Annotated in this window: 19 protein-coding genes and 1 riboswitch; of the genes, 9 read left to right on the top strand and 10 right to left on the bottom strand. The window is 64.2% G+C overall.

The window, feature by feature from the left end; genetic code table 11:
- Positions 1–104: 104 nt before the first annotated feature.
- Positions 105–851: a nucleotidyltransferase domain-containing protein gene (locus I6F16_RS10545; protein WP_225173668.1), complete on the top strand. Its 747-nt coding sequence runs from the start codon at positions 105–107 to the stop codon at positions 849–851.
- Between the two features lie 92 nt (positions 852–943).
- Here I6F16_RS10545 and I6F16_RS10540 read toward each other — a convergent pair whose 3' ends face one another.
- Together I6F16_RS10540 and I6F16_RS10535 are read right to left on the bottom strand one after the other, a co-directional pair.
- Positions 944–1,579 (bottom strand): hypothetical protein, encoded by a 636-nt coding sequence (locus tag I6F16_RS10540; protein ID WP_036004087.1) that lies wholly within the window; start codon positions 1,577–1,579, stop codon positions 944–946.
- A gap of 191 nt (positions 1,580–1,770) precedes the next feature.
- The gene (locus I6F16_RS10535) at positions 1,771–2,634 is read right to left on the bottom strand and encodes a DUF1194 domain-containing protein (protein ID WP_109144622.1); all 864 of its coding nucleotides are present in this window, start codon (positions 2,632–2,634) and stop codon (positions 1,771–1,773) included.
- Positions 2,635–2,937: 303 nt separating this feature from the next.
- Positions 2,938–3,014: riboswitch (Fluoride riboswitch) on the top strand.
- A gap of 118 nt (positions 3,015–3,132) precedes the next feature.
- Here I6F16_RS10535 and I6F16_RS10530 point away from each other — a divergent pair.
- The 3 genes from I6F16_RS10530 to clpS all read left to right on the top strand — a co-directional run bounded on the left by I6F16_RS10530 (position 3,133) and on the right by clpS (position 5,194).
- A complete protein-coding gene (locus I6F16_RS10530; RefSeq protein WP_225112632.1) occupies positions 3,133–4,335 on the top strand; it encodes an MFS transporter in 1,203 nt (400 codons plus the stop codon).
- Between the two features lie 28 nt (positions 4,336–4,363).
- The gene (gene crcB, locus I6F16_RS10525; RefSeq protein ID WP_036004076.1) at positions 4,364–4,747 is read left to right on the top strand and encodes a fluoride efflux transporter CrcB; all 384 of its coding nucleotides are present in this window, start codon (positions 4,364–4,366) and stop codon (positions 4,745–4,747) included.
- A gap of 141 nt (positions 4,748–4,888) precedes the next feature.
- Positions 4,889–5,194: an ATP-dependent Clp protease adapter ClpS gene (gene clpS / locus I6F16_RS10520; protein WP_036004073.1), complete on the top strand. Its 306-nt coding sequence runs from the start codon at positions 4,889–4,891 to the stop codon at positions 5,192–5,194.
- A gap of 42 nt (positions 5,195–5,236) precedes the next feature.
- Here the strand turns inward: clpS and I6F16_RS10515 are convergent, their stop codons facing one another.
- The 4 genes from I6F16_RS10515 to fabI all read right to left on the bottom strand — a co-directional run bounded on the left by I6F16_RS10515 (position 5,237) and on the right by fabI (position 9,192).
- Entirely contained in the window at positions 5,237–6,427 is a 1,191-nt protein-coding gene (locus I6F16_RS10515; protein ID WP_036004070.1) for an adenylate/guanylate cyclase domain-containing protein, read from the bottom strand.
- Between the two features lie 62 nt (positions 6,428–6,489).
- Positions 6,490–7,578 carry a chorismate synthase gene (gene aroC / locus I6F16_RS10510; RefSeq protein WP_036026145.1) on the bottom strand — a complete coding sequence of 363 codons (1,089 nt, stop codon included), beginning with the start codon at positions 7,576–7,578 and terminating at the stop codon, positions 6,490–6,492.
- A gap of 186 nt (positions 7,579–7,764) precedes the next feature.
- Entirely contained in the window at positions 7,765–8,364 is a 600-nt protein-coding gene (locus I6F16_RS10505; RefSeq protein WP_036004064.1) for a histidine phosphatase family protein, read from the bottom strand.
- 12 nt (positions 8,365–8,376) lie between these two features.
- Positions 8,377–9,192 (bottom strand): enoyl-ACP reductase FabI, encoded by an 816-nt coding sequence (gene fabI, locus I6F16_RS10500; RefSeq protein WP_018648668.1) that lies wholly within the window; start codon positions 9,190–9,192, stop codon positions 8,377–8,379.
- 172 nt (positions 9,193–9,364) lie between these two features.
- On the opposite strand from fabI, the gene I6F16_RS10495 reads away from it, so the two are divergent.
- Positions 9,365–9,853 (top strand): RNA polymerase sigma factor, encoded by a 489-nt coding sequence (locus tag I6F16_RS10495; RefSeq protein WP_036004059.1) that lies wholly within the window; start codon positions 9,365–9,367, stop codon positions 9,851–9,853.
- 106 nt (positions 9,854–9,959) lie between these two features.
- Entirely contained in the window at positions 9,960–10,730 is a 771-nt protein-coding gene (locus I6F16_RS10490; RefSeq protein WP_036004055.1) for an anti-sigma factor, read from the top strand.
- A 399-nt stretch (positions 10,731–11,129) separates the two neighbouring features.
- Here the strand turns inward: I6F16_RS10490 and I6F16_RS10485 are convergent, their stop codons facing one another.
- Both I6F16_RS10485 and I6F16_RS10480 read right to left on the bottom strand, forming a co-directional pair.
- Complete coding sequence (locus I6F16_RS10485) at positions 11,130–12,092, bottom strand: J domain-containing protein (RefSeq protein WP_225112631.1); 963 nt, start codon at positions 12,090–12,092, stop codon at positions 11,130–11,132.
- A 166-nt stretch (positions 12,093–12,258) separates the two neighbouring features.
- Complete coding sequence (locus I6F16_RS10480) at positions 12,259–12,666, bottom strand: RT0821/Lpp0805 family surface protein (RefSeq protein WP_036004044.1); 408 nt, start codon at positions 12,664–12,666, stop codon at positions 12,259–12,261.
- Between the two features lie 113 nt (positions 12,667–12,779).
- On the opposite strand from I6F16_RS10480, the gene pdxH reads away from it, so the two are divergent.
- On the top strand, positions 12,780–13,421 hold the full coding sequence (pdxH, locus tag I6F16_RS10475; RefSeq protein ID WP_109144625.1) for a pyridoxamine 5'-phosphate oxidase: 642 nt from the start codon (positions 12,780–12,782) through the stop codon (positions 13,419–13,421).
- A 26-nt stretch (positions 13,422–13,447) separates the two neighbouring features.
- Entirely contained in the window at positions 13,448–14,200 is a 753-nt protein-coding gene (locus tag I6F16_RS10470; RefSeq protein WP_036004050.1) for an SDR family oxidoreductase, read from the top strand.
- 214 nt (positions 14,201–14,414) lie between these two features.
- Here I6F16_RS10470 and I6F16_RS10465 read toward each other — a convergent pair whose 3' ends face one another.
- Both I6F16_RS10465 and I6F16_RS10460 read right to left on the bottom strand, forming a co-directional pair.
- Positions 14,415–14,633, bottom strand: coding sequence for a hypothetical protein (locus tag I6F16_RS10465; RefSeq protein ID WP_035696491.1), 219 nt, complete (start codon positions 14,631–14,633; stop codon positions 14,415–14,417).
- A gap of 204 nt (positions 14,634–14,837) precedes the next feature.
- Positions 14,838–15,815, bottom strand: coding sequence for a magnesium transporter CorA family protein (locus tag I6F16_RS10460; RefSeq protein ID WP_036004038.1), 978 nt, complete (start codon positions 15,813–15,815; stop codon positions 14,838–14,840).
- Positions 15,816–16,154: 339 nt separating this feature from the next.
- On the opposite strand from I6F16_RS10460, the gene I6F16_RS10455 reads away from it, so the two are divergent.
- On the top strand, positions 16,155–16,835 hold the full coding sequence (locus tag I6F16_RS10455) for a L,D-transpeptidase (RefSeq protein WP_036031037.1): 681 nt from the start codon (positions 16,155–16,157) through the stop codon (positions 16,833–16,835).
- The last annotated feature ends 10 nt before the right edge of the window (positions 16,836–16,845 follow it).

Genomic DNA, 16,845 nt, shown 5'->3' with positions numbered 1-16,845 from the left:
ACCGTCTAAAAGCCCTTAAAACTATACTCCTCGACCATCATCAATGCCAGCGGAGTGACCGCGCCGGCCCTCGCGGCCACAGGTCTTTCGGGGAACCGCACCTGATGCCGGACGATCCGCTGCTCACCCGCCTGACATCCGTTGTTGCCGATGTACCTGGCGTTCAAGCTGTCGTACTCGGCGGCTCTCGCGCGCGGGGCCGCGCGCATGCGGCCTCGGACTACGATATCGGACTCTATTTCAAGTCAGCGCTGGACATCGGACGGTTGCTGGCCGCCGCGAAGACGATCGCGGACGATCCCGCCGCCACGACGGTGACGCCCGTCGGAGAATGGGGGCCCTGGATCGTCGGCGGCGCCTGGCTTTCGGTGGAAGGCCGCAAGGTCGACCTGCTCTACCGCGACGCCGACGCGATCGAGGCCGTCATGGAATCCTGCGGCGCCGGCGTGGTCACCATGGACTACCAACCCGGCCATCCACATGGCTTCTGCTCGGCGCTCTGGATGGGCGAGATCGCATATTGTCAGCCGCTGCACGATCCGACCGGCCTGATTGCCCGATTCAAGTCGATCGCACTTCCCTATCCGGAAGCTCTGCGCAGCGATCCGGCGCTTCCAATGGGAAGTCCTGTTCAGCATCGAAAATGCCGAGCTCGCGGCCGCACGCAACGAAAGGACCCACGTCGCGGGCTGCCTCTACAGATCGCTCGCCTGCGTCGCGCAGGTTCTGTTCGCACTGAACGAGCGCTATCTGATCAACGAGAAGGGGGCGCTGCAGGAGGCAGCCGGCCTGCCGCTGACGATTCCACACCTGGTGGAGCAGGCCGACGAAATCTGGCGACTCGTCGCTGATGGCGGTTTCGCGCAGGCCTGCGCAATCCTGCGGCAGGTCGACCGAGAATTGAAGGCGCTGGCTCACCCCGGCGGAACAGCGCTGTAAAGGGTTATGCGGTCTTGTCGACCGAAGACGACGAATCCGCCGGCGGATATTTCGTCACCGGCACCATGAAGGATTTGGTGCCGACCTGGTAGATGATCTTGCCGTTCTGCCCGTCGTCACTTGCGATCTGCGTCTGTCCGAACATGATGACGTTCTTGTAGACGAAGCCGGTGCCCTTGCGGGTGACGCCGTCGGTGGTGACGCTGACCTCGGCCTCCTTGCCATTGACGGACAGCACCTTGAAGCTCGCGCTCTTGCCGTTCTCGCTGGAATAGCCGCCCCAGCTTCCCATCAGGCGGCTGTCGGACGCGGGCGGGTCCTGCTTTTGCAGATTTGCAGTCTGCTTGCCGACGCCCCCGAACGAGAACAGCATCACCATGTTCTTGCCGTCCTTGGTGCCGACCGTGACGCCGCCGAAGGTGATGAGCGTGCCCTGAACCTCGCCAAAGCCGCGCTCGGTGCGTCCGTTGTGGGTGTACTCGACTTGCGCCCGGGCCCCGCGGATGTTGACGACCTTGAAACCGACGGGCTGGTTGTTGCCCACCCAATTGCCCTTCCAGTCACCGAGCAGAGCACTCTGGCGATACAGCCGCTCGTTGGCGGGCGAAATCTGGCTGGTGCTCGATGTGACGATGGCCATTGGATTGCTCGGACGGGCCTGACAAACCCGCTTTCGCACGCTTGGGCAGGTCAGGATGCCGGCGGGAACGAACAGAAACCATGCGATTAGGGCCACGCACCCGTTAACGAGCCGTTAAGCGCGCGCATCGTCCGGGCGGGCAAAAGGTCTCAGCCGGAACTGGCGTGATGCCACTGGAAAAAACCGCCCCCTCACCGCCCCCAGCGATCGGACCAGATCTTCTCGCCGATGAGGCAATTGACGCGCGGCTCCTTGTCGGCAACCGGCATCACGGGCCGCTCCGGGGTGCGGCCGGCGACTTCCATCAGCAGCTTGGTGCGGATCGCTTCCTTGAACTTGTCGCGCTCCTTGATCGTGATGACGAAGGACCCCGGCCCTCCGATGACGCAGTCCTCGTAATAAAGATCGAGATTGTCGATATCCATGGTCGAATAGGACGGCTCCTTGACCATGATCGGCAGGCCGTTGATGACGATGCCTTTCTCCAGCGCGGCGTCACGCGCCATCGTGACCGGGCCGCCATTGTTGTTCGGACCGTCGCCGGAAATGTCGATGACGCGGCGCAGGCCGCGATAGGGATCCTCGTCGAACAGCGGCATCGCGAAGTTGATCGCGCCTGATATCGAGGTGCGCGAAGCGCGCCGGATCGGCGTCTTCATGATCTCGGCGGCAACCGCGTCCGCCGTCTCCGGACCATCGATCAGCCGCCAGGGAATGATGATCTTCTGGTCGCTGGAGGCGGCCCACTCGAAATAGGTCACTGCGATGCGGCCGTTCGGGCCGAGCTTCAGCGCCTGCAGGAACTCCTTCGACTGGATCGCCTGTGCATAGCCCTCGCGCTGGATCGCGAGCTCGTCCATGTCCATCGAGTAGGACACGTCGACCGCGAGGATCAGCTCGACATCGACGCTCTGCGCGTCCTTGTCGGCCGCAAGCCGCTGCGGTTGAGTTCTGGGCGATTCGAATTTGGGTCCTGGTGCCGCGATGCCCGCGACGTCCCCTCCGGCGAACATGCCGGCCACCAGCACAGCCCCGATCGAGAACAGCAAACGCATCGCAGTCTCCCGTCGTATGACGCGATGGTGACATGCAATCGGCTTGCCGCAAAGGCCGAAGATCGCTTGTGCTTCACATTCGAGTTAGGAATTCACACGTTACGCAAGTCTGCCGCCATGTTGCCGCGCTTGGGTCGGGAACAGGGGCGGTCTCAAGAGCCGTCGTTCGGGGACTCGCGAAGCGAGGATCCCGGAATCTGAGAGATTCCGGGTTCGATGCTGCGCATCCCCGGGAATCACAGCTGCCGGCGGAGGCACGCGACCCCGCCCATTTGTCCGGCACGATTTCCATGCTAGGTTGGTCGCACAGATGGGGATGGAGTCCCCCGATAACCGCCCGGCGGTCGATGACCTCATGGGCTGATGACTCCTGCTCGAGGAGAGGCAATCTTGGGCCTCTGCCTTTGGCGGGAGCATGGACGTACCCGCCGATGGCGGGTTTTTTGTTGCCTGCTGGCGGCCGGCGGGCGAATGCGAGGGGACGACGAAGACGTGACGATGACGACACCGAATGCCGTACGTACCACGCTGCCCAGGGGGATCTGGGTGCTCGGCTTCGTCTCGATGTTCATGGACATCTCCTCCGAGATGATCCACGCGCTGCTGCCGGTCTATCTCGTCACCGTGCTCGGCGCCTCCACCCTCACCGTCGGCTTCATCGAGGGCATTGCCGAGGCGACCGCCTCGATCACCAAGATCTTCTCCGGTGCGCTGTCGGACTGGCTCGGCCGCCGCAAGCTGCTCGCCGCGCTCGGCTATGGGCTGGCCGCCTTCACCAAGCCGCTGTTCCCGCTCGCGCCCAGCGTCGGATGGCTGGTGGCGGCGCGCTTCATCGATCGCGTCGGCAAGGGCATTCGCGGCGCGCCGCGCGATGCGCTGATCGCCGATATCGCCCCGGTCGGCCTGCGCGGCGCGAGTTTCGGCCTGCGGCAATCGCTCGACACGATCGGCGCCTTCGTCGGGCCGCTCGTGGCCATCGGCCTGATGTGGTGGACGGCCGACAATTTTACCCTCGTGTTCTGGGTCGCGGTGCTGCCGGCCTTCCTGTCCTTCGGGCTGATCGCGTTCGCGGTGAAGGAGCCGGAGCCCGATCCGAGCCGGAAACGTGCGGAAAATCCGCTCAATCTCGCCGCAATGCGCCAGCTCGGAGCGGTCTATTGGCGCGTCGTCGCCGTGGGCGTCGTGTTCACGCTCGCGCGCTTCAGCGAGGCCTTCCTAATCTTGCGCGCACAGAACATCGGGCTCGACGTGATGTGGGTGCCGGCTGTACTGGTGCTGATGAACGTCGCCTATGCACTGTCGGCCTATCCGGCCGGCGTGCTGTCGGACCGGATCAACCGGACCGGCCTGCTCGCGCTCGGCCTGGTCTTCCTCGCCGCGGCCGACCTCGCGCTGGCGCTGCTCCCGAGCCTTGCGGGCCTCGCGCTCGGAGTCGTGCTGTGGGGACTCCATATGGGACTGACGCAGGGCCTGCTCTCGGCCATGGTCGCCGATGCCGCCCCGCCAAGCCTGCGCGGCACCGCCTTCGGCTATTTCAACCTGTTCACCGGGATTGCCTTGCTGGCTGCGAGCGTGATCGCGGGTGCGCTGTGGGACGCCTATGGACCGGCGGGCACGTTTCTTGCCGGGCTTGGATTCGCGCTGGTTTCGCTGGTGGGGCTGCTCGCCGTCGGCAAAGGTCTGGCCACGGAGGGCAAGTGAAGCAAATGGCGAAGTGGGGAACGAGACATTGAACATTCAATACATCCTCGCCGTTGCCGGCGGCGGAGCGCTCGGCGCGGTCATACGCTATCTCGTTGCGATCGGGTCGGGCCGCGCGTTCGGTACGGATTTTCCGTGGGGCACGCTGATAGTCAACGTCACCGGATCGTTCCTGATCGGCATTTTTACCGCACTGTTCGCGACCAAATGGAACCTGCCGCAGGCCGCGCGGATCTTTCTGACGGTCGGAATTTGTGGCGGGTACACGACGTTCTCGACGTTCTCGCTGGATGCCTGGTATCTGATCGAGCGCGGCCAGACATGGGCATCTGCCGCCTACATGATTGCATCGGTCGTGCTGTCGGTGGGCGCTCTGATCGCCGCATTACAGCTCGTTCGCGCACTTCCGTAACTCGCGCAGGCGCAAGTCGTGCATTCCTGCCCAGCCGCGACGGCATAGTGGCGAGCGGCCGCATATCTTGGAGCGCTCCCCGCTCCTGCGGTATGATGTGTTGGCTGGTGGCTCATTCGAGCTAGGGCGTTTCGGGGCACGATGAACGACACCGTCACCAAACCGAAAACCAGGACCAGGACCAAGGTCGAGCGGCCGAAGCTCCACAAGGTCATCCTGATCAACGACGACTACACGCCGCGTGAATTCGTCACTATGGTGCTGAAGGCCGAATTCCGCATGACCGAGGATCAGGCCTACAAGGTGATGATCACCGCGCACAAGCTGGGCGCCTGCGTGGTGGCCGTATTCACCAAGGACGTCGCCGAAACCAAGGCAACGCGCGCCACCGACGCCGGCCGCGCCAAGGGCTATCCGCTATTGTTCACGACGGAGCCGGAGGAATAGGTTTCATCCTGCGACGATGAATGGCCTTCAGCTCAGTGCACATCACGCCATCACCACCGGCGTCTCCTCCGCCAGCCCGTAGACGCGCTGCGCCTTGGAAAATCCTGCGATCGGAAACTCGCCGAGCTGGTGCCAATCATGGCGGCAGACATTGGCAAAACCTTCCGAGGCGACGACGGTCCGCCCCAGGCGCCCCGTGATCTTCTCCAGCCTTGCCGCGAGATTGACCGCCGGGCCGATGCAGGTGAAGTCGAGGCGGTTGCCGCCGCCGATATTGCCGTAAAGGATGTTGCCGACATGCAGCGCGACGCCGAAGCGGAAGCGCTCGACGGCCTCGCCCACCGGAAAGGCGAGCGCCTCGACGCTGGCGCGCGAGTCGCGCGCCGCCTCCAGCACCTGCGCGCAGACATGAGCGGCATCGCCGACATATTCGTCGATCGGGAACACGGCGAGCAGGCCGTCGCCCATGAACTTCAGCACCTCGCCGCCATGGTCTCGGATCGCCGTGACTTGGCAGTCGAAATAATGATTGAGGATCTGGACAACCGTCTCGGGCGGCAGCCGGTCCGACAGCGCGGTGAAGCCGCGCAGGTCCGACAGCCAGATCGCCGCCTGCATGGTGTCGTTGTGACCGCGGCGGATCTGACCGCCGAGGATGCGCGCGCCGGCGCGATTACCGACATAGGTGTCGAGCAGCATCTCGGCGGTGCGGCGCATAGTGATGATCTCGCTGATGCGTGCGAGCGGCGCTATGAGAGCTCGGATGGCTGCGATGTCGTCGTCGCTGAAGCCGCCGGGCTGCCGCGTGATCCAGCTCGTCGCGTGAATGGAGCCGTCGAGAAAAGGCACCGGCACCGCGATATAATCGGTCGCGCCTTCGGCGTGCATGTCCTCGAGGAACGGAAATCGCTTGCTGTCGGGGTCGCCTGCGCGGCCCCTGACCTCGATGCCCTGCTCGAAAACCACGCGAAGCGGGCTGTGGGCGAATTGGGGCGTGTCCAGGATCTCAAAATCGACGCTGCCGATTTCAACTCCCTCGCCCTGCCGCCAGATGAAGTTGCGGCCGAAGACTTCGGGATGCAGCGTGCGGATGAAGATGCCGAACCGCCACAGCGGCAGGCCGGCCGCGACCAGACGTTCACAGAAATCGGCAATCCCTACGGCCGACTCCTGAGCCGCCCAAGTGCCGTCGATCAGCCAGTTGGAGATGCGCTGAAGCTCGGAGCTGTTCATGGCCGCATTTGCGGACGAAGTTGCAGGGCCGTCAAGCTGCGCGGTGGACTAGTACCGCGAGTTCAACGCCCGACCTGTCCGCGATCGCGCAGGAAGTGATCGGCCAGCACGCAGGCCATCATGGCCTCGCCGACGGGGACGGCGCGGATGCCGACGCAGGGATCGTGGCGGCCCTTGGTGAAGATCTCGGTCTCGGTGCCTTGCCGATCGACGGTGAGACGCGGCTGCAGGATCGACGAGGTCGGCTTCACCGCGAAACGTACCACCACGGGCTGCCCGGTGGAGATACCGCCCAGCACGCCGCCGGCGTGGTTGGAGAGGAAGCGCGTGCCGTCATTGCCGGAGCGCATCTCGTCGGCGTTCTGTTCGCCCGTCAGTTCTGCCGCACCAAAACCGGCGCCGATCTCGACGCCCTTCACCGCGTTGATGGTCATCATCGCGCCCGCCAGATCGGAATCGAGCTTGGCGTAGATCGGCGCGCCGAGACCTGCCGGCACGCCCTCGGCGACGACCTCGATCACGGCGCCGATCGAGGAGCCGCTTTTGCGGATGCCATCGAGATAGGTCTCGAAGAACGCGGCCTTGTCCTTGTCGGGACAGAAGAAGGGATTCTTGGCGACCTCGTCCCAGTCCCACTTGTCGCGGTCGATCTTGTGCGGGCCGATCTGCACCAGGGCGCCTCGCACCTTCACATCCGGCAGCACTTTCCGCGCGATGGCGCCTGCGGCAACGCGCATCGCGGTCTCGCGCGCCGAGGAGCGCCCGCCGCCGCGATAATCGCGCAGGCCGTACTTCGCCTCATAGGTGAAGTCGGCATGACCGGGACGAAACTTGTCCTTGATCTCGGAATAATCCTTCGAGCGCTGGTCGGTGTTCTCGATCAGAAGGCCGATTGGCGTGCCCGTCGTCACCTGAGCGCCGGTCTCGGGATGGGCCATCACGCCGGACAGGATCTTCACCTGGTCCGGCTCCTGGCGCTGGGTGGTGAAGCGCGACTGGCCGGGACGGCGCCGGTCGAGATCCCGCTGGATGTCGGCCTCGGTGAGCGGGATCATCGGCGGGCAGCCGTCAACCACGCAGCCGATCGCCACCCCATGACTCTCGCCGAAGGTTGTGACGCGGAACATGTGGCCGAAAGTGTTGAAGGACATCGCTGCTCGCGGGTTCGTAAGTCAATGCTGACTTAACTCGCCCTGAAATAGGGGTCAAATATCGGCGAAGCCGTCATGGCCGGGCTTGTCCCGGCCATCCACGTTCTTGGTGGCTGCGACCACGAAAGTCCGTGGATGCCCGGGACAAGCCCGGGCATGACGGCGGGGGCGAGGCAGCGCTCCGGGCTAACTAAACTTCTCCAACCGCCCGTCGCGGAACACGTAGACGGCGCCCTGCTCGATATAGAGCTCGGCGGCGCTGGCGGGCGTCTCGAGGCCCAAGGCCACCATCAGGGCTCGGCAGGTCCCGCCATGGGCCACTGCGACGGTGTCGGACAGGAGCTGGTCGTACCAGGTGCGCACGCGGACCTGCACGTCGGCGTAGGTCTCCCCGCCCGCAGGCCCCACGGTCCATTTGTCGGCGAGGCGCCTTGCATAGATGTCCGGATCCCTCGCCTCACTCTCGGCCAGCGTCAGCCCCTCCCAGGTGCCGTAGCCGATCTCGCGCAGACGATCGTCGAGCGCGTAATCGGCAGGCGGCAATTCGAGCTTGCCGCGCGCGAGCTCCATGGTCTGGCGCGCACGGCCGAGCGGGCTCGACACGTAAGCCAGCGCGGCCTTGTCGCGCCCGTCGCGCTTGAACAGTTCGGCGAGAATGCCGCCGGCCTGCACGGCCTGGCTGCAGCCGCGCGCGTTCAGCGGAATGTCCCTGGTGCCCTGAAGCCTGCCGAGCGCATTCCACTCGGTCTCGCCGTGGCGAAGATAGTAGATCGTAGGCTTGGGCATTTCAGTTAGAGGCTAGTCCTTCCCGCCAAGCGAGATATCAGGCGCATCCGGCCGCTTCATGCCGAGCACGTGATAGCCGGAATCGACGTGGTGCACCTCGCCGGTGACGCCGCGCGATAGGTCGGAAAGGAAATACAGCGCGCTGCCGCCGACGTCTTCGGTGGACACGTTGCGCCGCATCGGCGCGTTGGTCTCGTTCCACTTCAGGATATAGCGGAAGTCGCCGATGCCGGACGCCGCCAGCGTCTTGATGGGACCTGCCGAGATCGCGTTGACGCGGATGTTCTTCTCGCCGAGATCGGCAGCGAGATAGCGCACGCTTGCTTCCAGCGCCGCCTTGGCCACGCCCATCACGTTGTAGTGCGGCATCCACTTCTCGGCGCCGTAATAGGAGAGCGTGATCAGCGAGCCGCCATCCGTCATCAGCTTCTCGGCGCGCTGCGCCACCGCCGTGAACGAATAGCAGGAGATCAGCATCGACTTCGAAAAATTCTCCTGCGTGGTGTCGACGTAGCGGCCGTCGAGTTGCTCGCCATAGGCGATCGCATGCACCAGGAAGTCGATCTTGCCCCATTTCTCCTTCAGCACCGCGAAGACGGCATCGATGGTTGCGGCATCGGTGACGTCGCAATGGCCAAGCACGAGGCCGCCGATCTCGGCGGCGAGCGGCTCGACGCGCTTCTTCAGCGCATCGCCCTGATAGGTGAAGGCGAGCTCGGCGCCCGCGGCGTGGCATGCCTTGGCGATTCCCCAGGCGATCGAGCGGTTGTTGGCGACGCCGAGGATGACCCCGCGCTTTCCTTGCATCAGACCCGAATTCTGCGCCATTTTTGCACGTCCCGTCGAACTCTCGTTGAGGTCTGGAGGTACACCAGCCCTCCCCTGCGGTACAGCCCTAATCCGCAGCATTAACGCTGTTTCGAGTGCCGGAATAGCCGTTCCGCTTGGGTGTTATGATCGCTATAGGCGCGCGCCGAACGCCAGGGATGTCAGGACCGCAATGAGTGCGTTTCGCCAGAGTGTGGAAGCCATGATCCCGGCGTTGCGCCGCTACGCCCGCGCGCTCACACGCGATGCGGATGCGGCCGACGATCTGGTCCAGGATACGTTGGTACGCGCGCTGCGTTCGGAGCGGCTGTTTCTCGGAGGCGACGTCAGGAGCTGGCTCTATACGATCCTGACCAACCTCAACAAGAACCGGCGGCGCTCGCTGGCAAGGCGACCGCAATTCATGCCGCTGACGGATAACAACCCCGATGCCAGCGGGACCGAGGCCGAAGGACGCGACATCGAGAAGGCACTGGCTACTCTCGTCGAGGAGCAGCGTTCGGTGCTGCTGCTGGTGATGCTGGAAGGCATGAGCTACCGCGAGGTTGCCGACATCCAGGGCGTGCCGATCGGCACCGTGATGTCGCGCCTGGCGCGCGCAAGAGCCCACGTCAAAGCCTCGCTGGAGGGCGAGCGTACGGCGCTCAGGCGGGTGAAATGATGGCCGGGTCGATGCATCGAACGATCTCCGCCCGCAGCCGGATAGTGAGCTGCGCGAAGCTAACTCGCAGAAGGCATTTTGGGCCGCAGAGCCAGAGACGACCGATATGAACGACCGCAAGATTCCAGTAACCGAGGACGAACTGCACGCCTATGTCGACGGCGAGTTGCCGGCCGAGCGACGCGCCGACGTCGAGGCCTTTCTTGCCGCCCACCCCGAGGACGCCGAGCGGGTGCAGTCCTGGCGGACCATGGCCGAGATGCTGCACGCGCGTTACGATTCGATTGCCCATGAACGGGTGCCCGCACGGCTCGAGCTCGAGAGGCTGGAGCGCCGCCCGCGGCAATGGTTTTATGGCGCCGCCGCGGCCGTGCTGGTCGCCTTCGTCGCCGGCGGCACCGCCGGCTGGGTGGCGCATGGCGCCGCCAACGCGCCCTCGACCTTCCGGAGCTTTACGGCGGACGCACTCGACGCCCACCGCCTCTATGTCGTCGAGGTCCGCCACCCCGTTGAGGTCGGCGGCAACGAGCGCGATCACTTGCAGGCCTGGCTGACCCGGCGCTGCGGCTGGACCGTGTTCGCGCCGAACCTGGAGGCGAGCGGGCTGAAGCTGGTCGGCGGCCGGCTGCTACCGGGACCGAACGGTCCGGCGTCGTTCCTGATGTACGAGGGCGCCTCGGGCGAACGGTACACCATCTACAGCGCCAAGACCGAGAATGGTGCAACGCAAATGCGCTACGCCAAGACGGACAAGGACGGCGCGTTGTTCTGGTCCGAGCGCGGCGTCGGCTACGTCGTCAGCGGCAGCAGCGATCGCGAGCGGCTGACCAAGGTGGCGCAGGCCGTCTACGACCAAGCAGAGAAAAACGGCACCTAGACAACCGCGCAAGGCCAGTGCCCAGATTCCGTCATCGAAAATTTGGAATCAGGACATCGACACGTCTCATTATCGCACCGGGTGCTCACGCGATTATGAGTGGCGTTCGATCCGCCGATCGACGCGGGCGGCCTCGATTGGGGTTTTTGGTACCGCGCTGGTCCCCCTCTCGAGGCCGCACCTTTTTATCGGCTGCCCCGCCGGACAGCCGACACGTCGAGACCATGAAGCGCTACCACGCCTCAGGCGTATGATGGGCATCGTCTCCAGGACGATGCCGTGGTCCTTTAGGAGAACCCCTTCAGTTCGCTCTCGCCCTAAAGCGCGATGGCTCGCGCTTTAGCTCTTTGTTTGCGCATGATCTTTCCGGAAAACCGCTCCACACTTTCCGGACATGCTTTAGCCGACACCGCTACGTGGATTGTAGGGGTGTTGGTCCCGCCACTTCTCCATCAATGCTTCAAGCTCGGCGTCGTTCCCGTCCGGTAGCATAATCCTGATGATGACGAAGAGATCCCCGGTTCCGCCGGCTTTCGGCAGGCCCTTGCCCTTGAGGCGGAAGGTCCGGCCGCTGGACGTGTTCTTGGGGACCGAGAGCTCCACGGCATTGCCGAGGGTCGGCACGCGGACCCTGCCGCCGAGCACCGCCTCGTAGAGCGTGACCGGCAGGTCGATCCTGAGGTCTGCGCCCTCGACCTTGAAGAACGGGTGCGGTGCAATGTTGATGGTGATCAGGAGATCGCCGGGCGGATGGCCCTGCGCACTTTCTCCCTGCCCCCGCAGCCTGATCTGCTGGCCCTCGGTGACCCCGGCCGGAATCTTGACGTTGAGCTCCTTGCCAGTCGGCAGCCGCACACGCTTCTCGCCGCCCTTGACCGCCTCTTCCAGCGAGACGCTCATGGCGACGTTGACGTCGAGATCGAGCCCGATGCCGCCAGTATCGAACTCGAACTGGGCGCCGCCGCCGGCTCCGGGCCGTGCGCCGCGCATCCCGCCGCCGAACATGCTGTTGAGGATGTCCTCGAACGCACCGCCGCCCGGGCCGCCCGCACCGCCGCTTCGGAACGTATAGCTTTCGAACCCGCCAGGGCCCGCGCGGCCGCGAGGACCGCCGCCGCCCGGAAAACCCTGGAAGCGCGGCTTGCCCTCGGCGTCGATCTCGCCCCGGTCAAACTGCTTGCGCTTGTCCTCGTCGCCGAGGATCTCGTTGGCCGAGTTGATCTCGGCGAAGCGTTCGGCAGCCTTCGGATCACCCTTGTTGCTGTCAGGATGGTGCTTCTTGGCCAGCTTGCGATAGGCGCTTTTGATCGCGGCAGCGCTGGCGCTCCGCGGCACCCCCAAGACCTCATAGGGGTCGCGCATTCGTCACGTCTCCTTCAAGAAATCGAATTGTTCAAAGGGCTCCCCGCCCCACCTGCGGGTGATGTGGGAAGAGAGTGGCATTTTTGCAACTAGGAACGCGAGCTGAAGCTCTATCTTTGGAGCATGGTCTGATCGGAAAACCGGTTCCCACGTTTCCGGATCATGCTCAGCTCCGCCACGGCTTTAGCGTATGAATCTCCCAACGGCCACGACCGCTTTGGCAGCCGGCGCCCTGGAGCCAGCTTTCGGTATTGCCGTTGACGTAGCTCGCCAGGAAGTCGCGGCATTTGCGCCCGTCCTCGGCGGCATAGGACTGGGCGATGGGCGTCACCGAGCCGCGCGCCCCTGTCTCCGGATTCTCCCAATGCTGGCTGGAATCCTTGTCGCCCTTGCTGAGGACGTCAGAGGCGGCGTTGCGGGTGAAGGCGAGATCGGTCTCGGTCGGGGGAGCGTCCTTCGCCGGCCGCGCGATCGAGCCGGTGAGGTCGCTGTCCTCGGCCTTGGCATAGGCGCTGCCGTCGTTGCGGGAAAAGCTGCAGCCGCCGGCACCAAGCCCGATCAGAATCATCGTCATGACGAAGCCGGACGGCCGGATCGCCGATAGGCCAACGCGTCCCCATGCCCTATATAGGGCGGTAGCGGACAACAACGCGTTTTGGGCCGCGGGACGCAACTCGGACTCCGGACATGACCGACACGACCTCGATGAAACACCAGACACCCTTAACATCCGGTGATTTCACCGCCGCCGACGAGCCATTTGCGTTGTTCGAGGCCTGGCTGAACGAAGCGGTCAAGAGCGAGCCGAACGATCCGAACGCCATGGCGCTCGCAACGGTCGATCCCGACGGGCTGCCTAATGTGCGCATGGTGCTGATGAAGGGCTTCGATACCGAGGGTTTCGTCTTCTACAGCCACATCGCCAGCCAGAAGGGCCGCGAACTCGCCGCAAATCCTAAGGCAGCGTTACTTTTTCACTGGAAGTCGTTGCGCCGTCAGGTGCGCATCCGCGGCAACGTGACGCCGGTGACCGACGCGGAGGCCGACGCCTATTTCGCGACGCGACCGAAGCAGGCCCAGATCGGCGCCTGGGCGAGCAAGCAATCGCAAGAGCTGGAGAGCCGGTTCGCGTTCGAGCAGGCCATCGCCAAGGTCGCGGCCAAATACGTCATCGGCGAAGTGCCGCGGCCGCCGGGCTGGAGCGGCTGGCGCATCACGCCGGTGCGGATCGAGTTCTGGCACGACCGCCCGTTCCGCCTGCACGACCGCATTGAATTTCGCCGTGACGCGGCCGGCCAACCGTGGTCCAAGACGCGAATGTATCCGTAAGCTTTGGGCCGACCTGAAAGATGTCCATGCCGCATTCGTCCAATGCGCCGCGCCGTACGCTGCTCCTGACCGGAGCCAGCCGCGGCATCGGCCACGCCACCGTGATCCGTTTCTCCTCGGCGGGCTGGCGCGTCATCACCTGCTCGCGGCATCCTTTCCCGGAGGACTGCCCCTGGGACGCAGGGCCGGAGGACCACATCCAGGTCGACCTCGGCGATCCCAAGGACACCGCGCGCGCGATCTCGGAGATCCGCAACCGGCTCGAGGGCGGCACGCTGCATGCGCTGGTCAACAACGCCGCGATCTCGCCGAAGGGCGCCGGCGGCTCGCGGTTGGGCTCGGTCGACACCGACCTCGATACCTGGACCCACGTCTTCCATGTCAACTTTTTCGCGCCGATCATGATGGCGCGGGGGCTGATCGAGGAATTGAAGGCCGCCAAGGGGTCGGTCGTGAACGTCACATCGATCGCGGGCTCGCGCGTGCACCCCTTCGCAGGCGCGGCCTACGCCACCTCGAAGGCCGCGCTCGCAGCGCTGACACGCGAGATGGCCTCCGACTTCGGCCGCATCGGCGTCCGCGTCAACGCGATCGCCCCGGGCGAGATCGACACCTCGATCCTGTCGCCGGGCACCGAGAAGATCGTCGAGCAGCAGATCCCGATGCACCGCCTCGGCACGCCCGACGAAGTGGCAAAGATCATCTACGTGCTGTGCACGGACACCAGCTCCTACGTCAACGGTGCCGAGATCCACATCAACGGCGGCCAGCACGTGTAGGCGGGCACTGTCATTGCGAGCGAAAGCGAAGCAATCCAGACTGCCTCCGCAAAGACAGTCTGGATTGCTTCGTCGCGGAGCCCTGTCATCCGGCCCGCCGGAGGCGGGACCGGGTGGCTCCTCGCAATGACGGAAGTGGAAATGGCCGCTCAGGGAAGCAAGGCGATCCAGACAACGCCGCCGCAAGACCTGGATCGCCCTTACCTTCCGTTCCTCAATCGAGTCGAATCCGACGTGACCGCTCGCGCGGCCGCGGAGCGGCCGTGCTGAATGCAGTCGAGCAGTCGTCGTCGTTCTCACCATCGAGCAGCGGAGCACCACAGTGCCGGCACATGCGTGCCGACATCGACGGCGCCTTGCCGCTCGCCAGAACCTGACGGTAGTTCGCCAGATCGATGACGTTGCGGGGCGACGTTATGTGTTTCTCAACCATGGCTGTTCCTCGCGGCTACGCCCTGCTTATCGCAGACAAGTTTCGCGCAAACGTTCAGCCCACCGCTCAAATTTTACCGGAGGAATTGCGGCATGACACACGCGTCACCGGGTCGCCGCAATCCCGATCGATTCTGCGACACGATTGATCGTGTCTATGCGAGCGGCGTAAGGTCTCGGTAGGTATCTTTGCTCGCGCACGATCCTACAGCCACTTCTTCCACTTGAAGATCCAGTAGGGGACGATGGCGGCGATCAGCATCATCACCAGCGCCATCGGGTAACCGTGCACCCATTCGAGTTCCGGCATCACCTTGAAGTTCATGCCGTAGATCGAGGCGATCAGGGTCGGCGGCATCAGGACAACGGCCATGACCGAAAACAGCTTGATGATGTTGTTCTGCTCGAGATTGACGACGCCGAGCATGGCGTCGAGCACGAAGGTGATCTTGCTGGAGAGATAGGAGGCGTGATCGGTCAGCGAGGCGACGTCGCGCTGCATGGTCTTGAGCTGCTCGCGCATGTCCTTCGACCACTTCACGCCCTCGACCACGGCGGACAGGAACGTCACGACGCGGCCGATCGACACCAGGCTCTCGCGAACCTTCGAGGTCAAGTCGCCCTTGCGGCCGATCGAGATCAGGATCTGGGAATATCGCTTGGCGTGGCCGTGGCGCTCGCTCTCCGGCTCGAAGATCTCGTGGGAGACCTGGTCGATCTCGGCGCCGCAGCGCTCCAGAATGTCGGCGCAGCGGTCGATCACGGCGTCCAGGAGCTCCATCAGCACCATCTCGCCGGTGATCGAGGGCGTGCAGGAGCGGGCGAGCTTGGCCTCGACCAGCGCAAAGGGCTTGGGCAGGTCGTAGCGGACCGTCACCAGGCGGTGGTCGCCAAGGATGAAGGTCACCGCGGTGGTCCGGGGCATGTCGGTATCGGAGTGGCACATCAGCGTCGCGGTCATGTAGCGCGCGCCGTTCTCCATATAGAGGCGACTGGAGATCTCGATCTCCTGCATGTCTTCCCGGGTCGGGATGGCGATGCCCGCCAGCCGCTCGACCGCCTTGTCCTCGGCAGCCGAGGGGTTGACGAGGTCGATCCAGACTGCGTTCTCCGGCAGCGCTGTGAGATCCTCGACAACCGCCTTCTTGAGGGAGGTCTCGGAGAGAACGAACACCGAAAACATCAAAAGCTCCAGAGATCCTGCGACAGAACGACAGCCCTTAGCGCGATTCTGACAGGTTCACGATGACAACAACATTAACGGAGCGTTTGCATCTGCGGCGGCCCTAGGGCTCAACTGTGGCGCCGGAGGAACAGTCTGGCGCGTCTTACCAAAAAAACCCGCACGACACCCCCAAATTTGCGGCAGAAAAGCCACAGGTGCGGTCTTACAGCCCTGGAAACCGGCTTCGGCGCTGGAATTGTGGCAGATTTCAACCATAATGGGCTTAACGGAGTCGAGGAACTTGGGCGCTACGCTCAGGTCCCTTCCGCACGGTATTGTTTTGATTGGAACCAAACCATGTCGTCGCTGAAAATTATGTTTGGGATTTTGGCCGCTGGCCTGATGCTGTCGGGCTGCATGCAGGCCACGACGCGTTACGAGGCGACGGACACCAAGGCGTTCAAGCCCAAGGACAAAGAACTCCTTGCCAAGGTGAAATACGAGAATACCGCGGTCGCAGAACCGTTCCGCCGCGCCATTGTCGAATTCCACCGCAAGGAAGCGCCGGGCTCGATCGTGGTCGATTCCGACAACCATTACCTCTATTACGTGCTGGAGGGCGGCAAAGCGATCCGCTACGGCATCACTGTCGGCGAAGAGGCCATGGCCTGGTCGGGCATCGCCAAGGTGGCCAGCAAGACCGAGTGGCCGGCCTGGCACCCCACCCCCGGCGAAATCTCGCGCTTGGGCGTGCCGACCTATGTCGCACCCGGACCGGACAATCCGATGGGCTCCCGCGCGCTGTACCTCCATTCTGGGGGCAAGGACACGCTGTTCCGCATCCACGGCACCAACCAGCCGGAATATATCGGCGCCTCGATCTCGTCAGGCTGCATCCGCCTGACCAACGAGGACGCGATCGATCTCTATGATCGCGTCAAGCTCGGCACCCTCGTCGTGGTGCTCGAGCCCAAGCACGGCGATTCGCCCTACAAGCCGCGCCTCGCGCTCCAGGGCGGTTCCAGTTCACCCTACTAAGCAGGCCTTG

It is taken from the genome of Bradyrhizobium sp. IC4060 (genome assembly GCF_020193715.1).
Classification (GTDB): domain Bacteria; phylum Pseudomonadota; class Alphaproteobacteria; order Rhizobiales; family Xanthobacteraceae; genus Bradyrhizobium; species Bradyrhizobium yuanmingense.
This window is presented reverse-complemented; position numbering and strand designations above follow the sequence as displayed.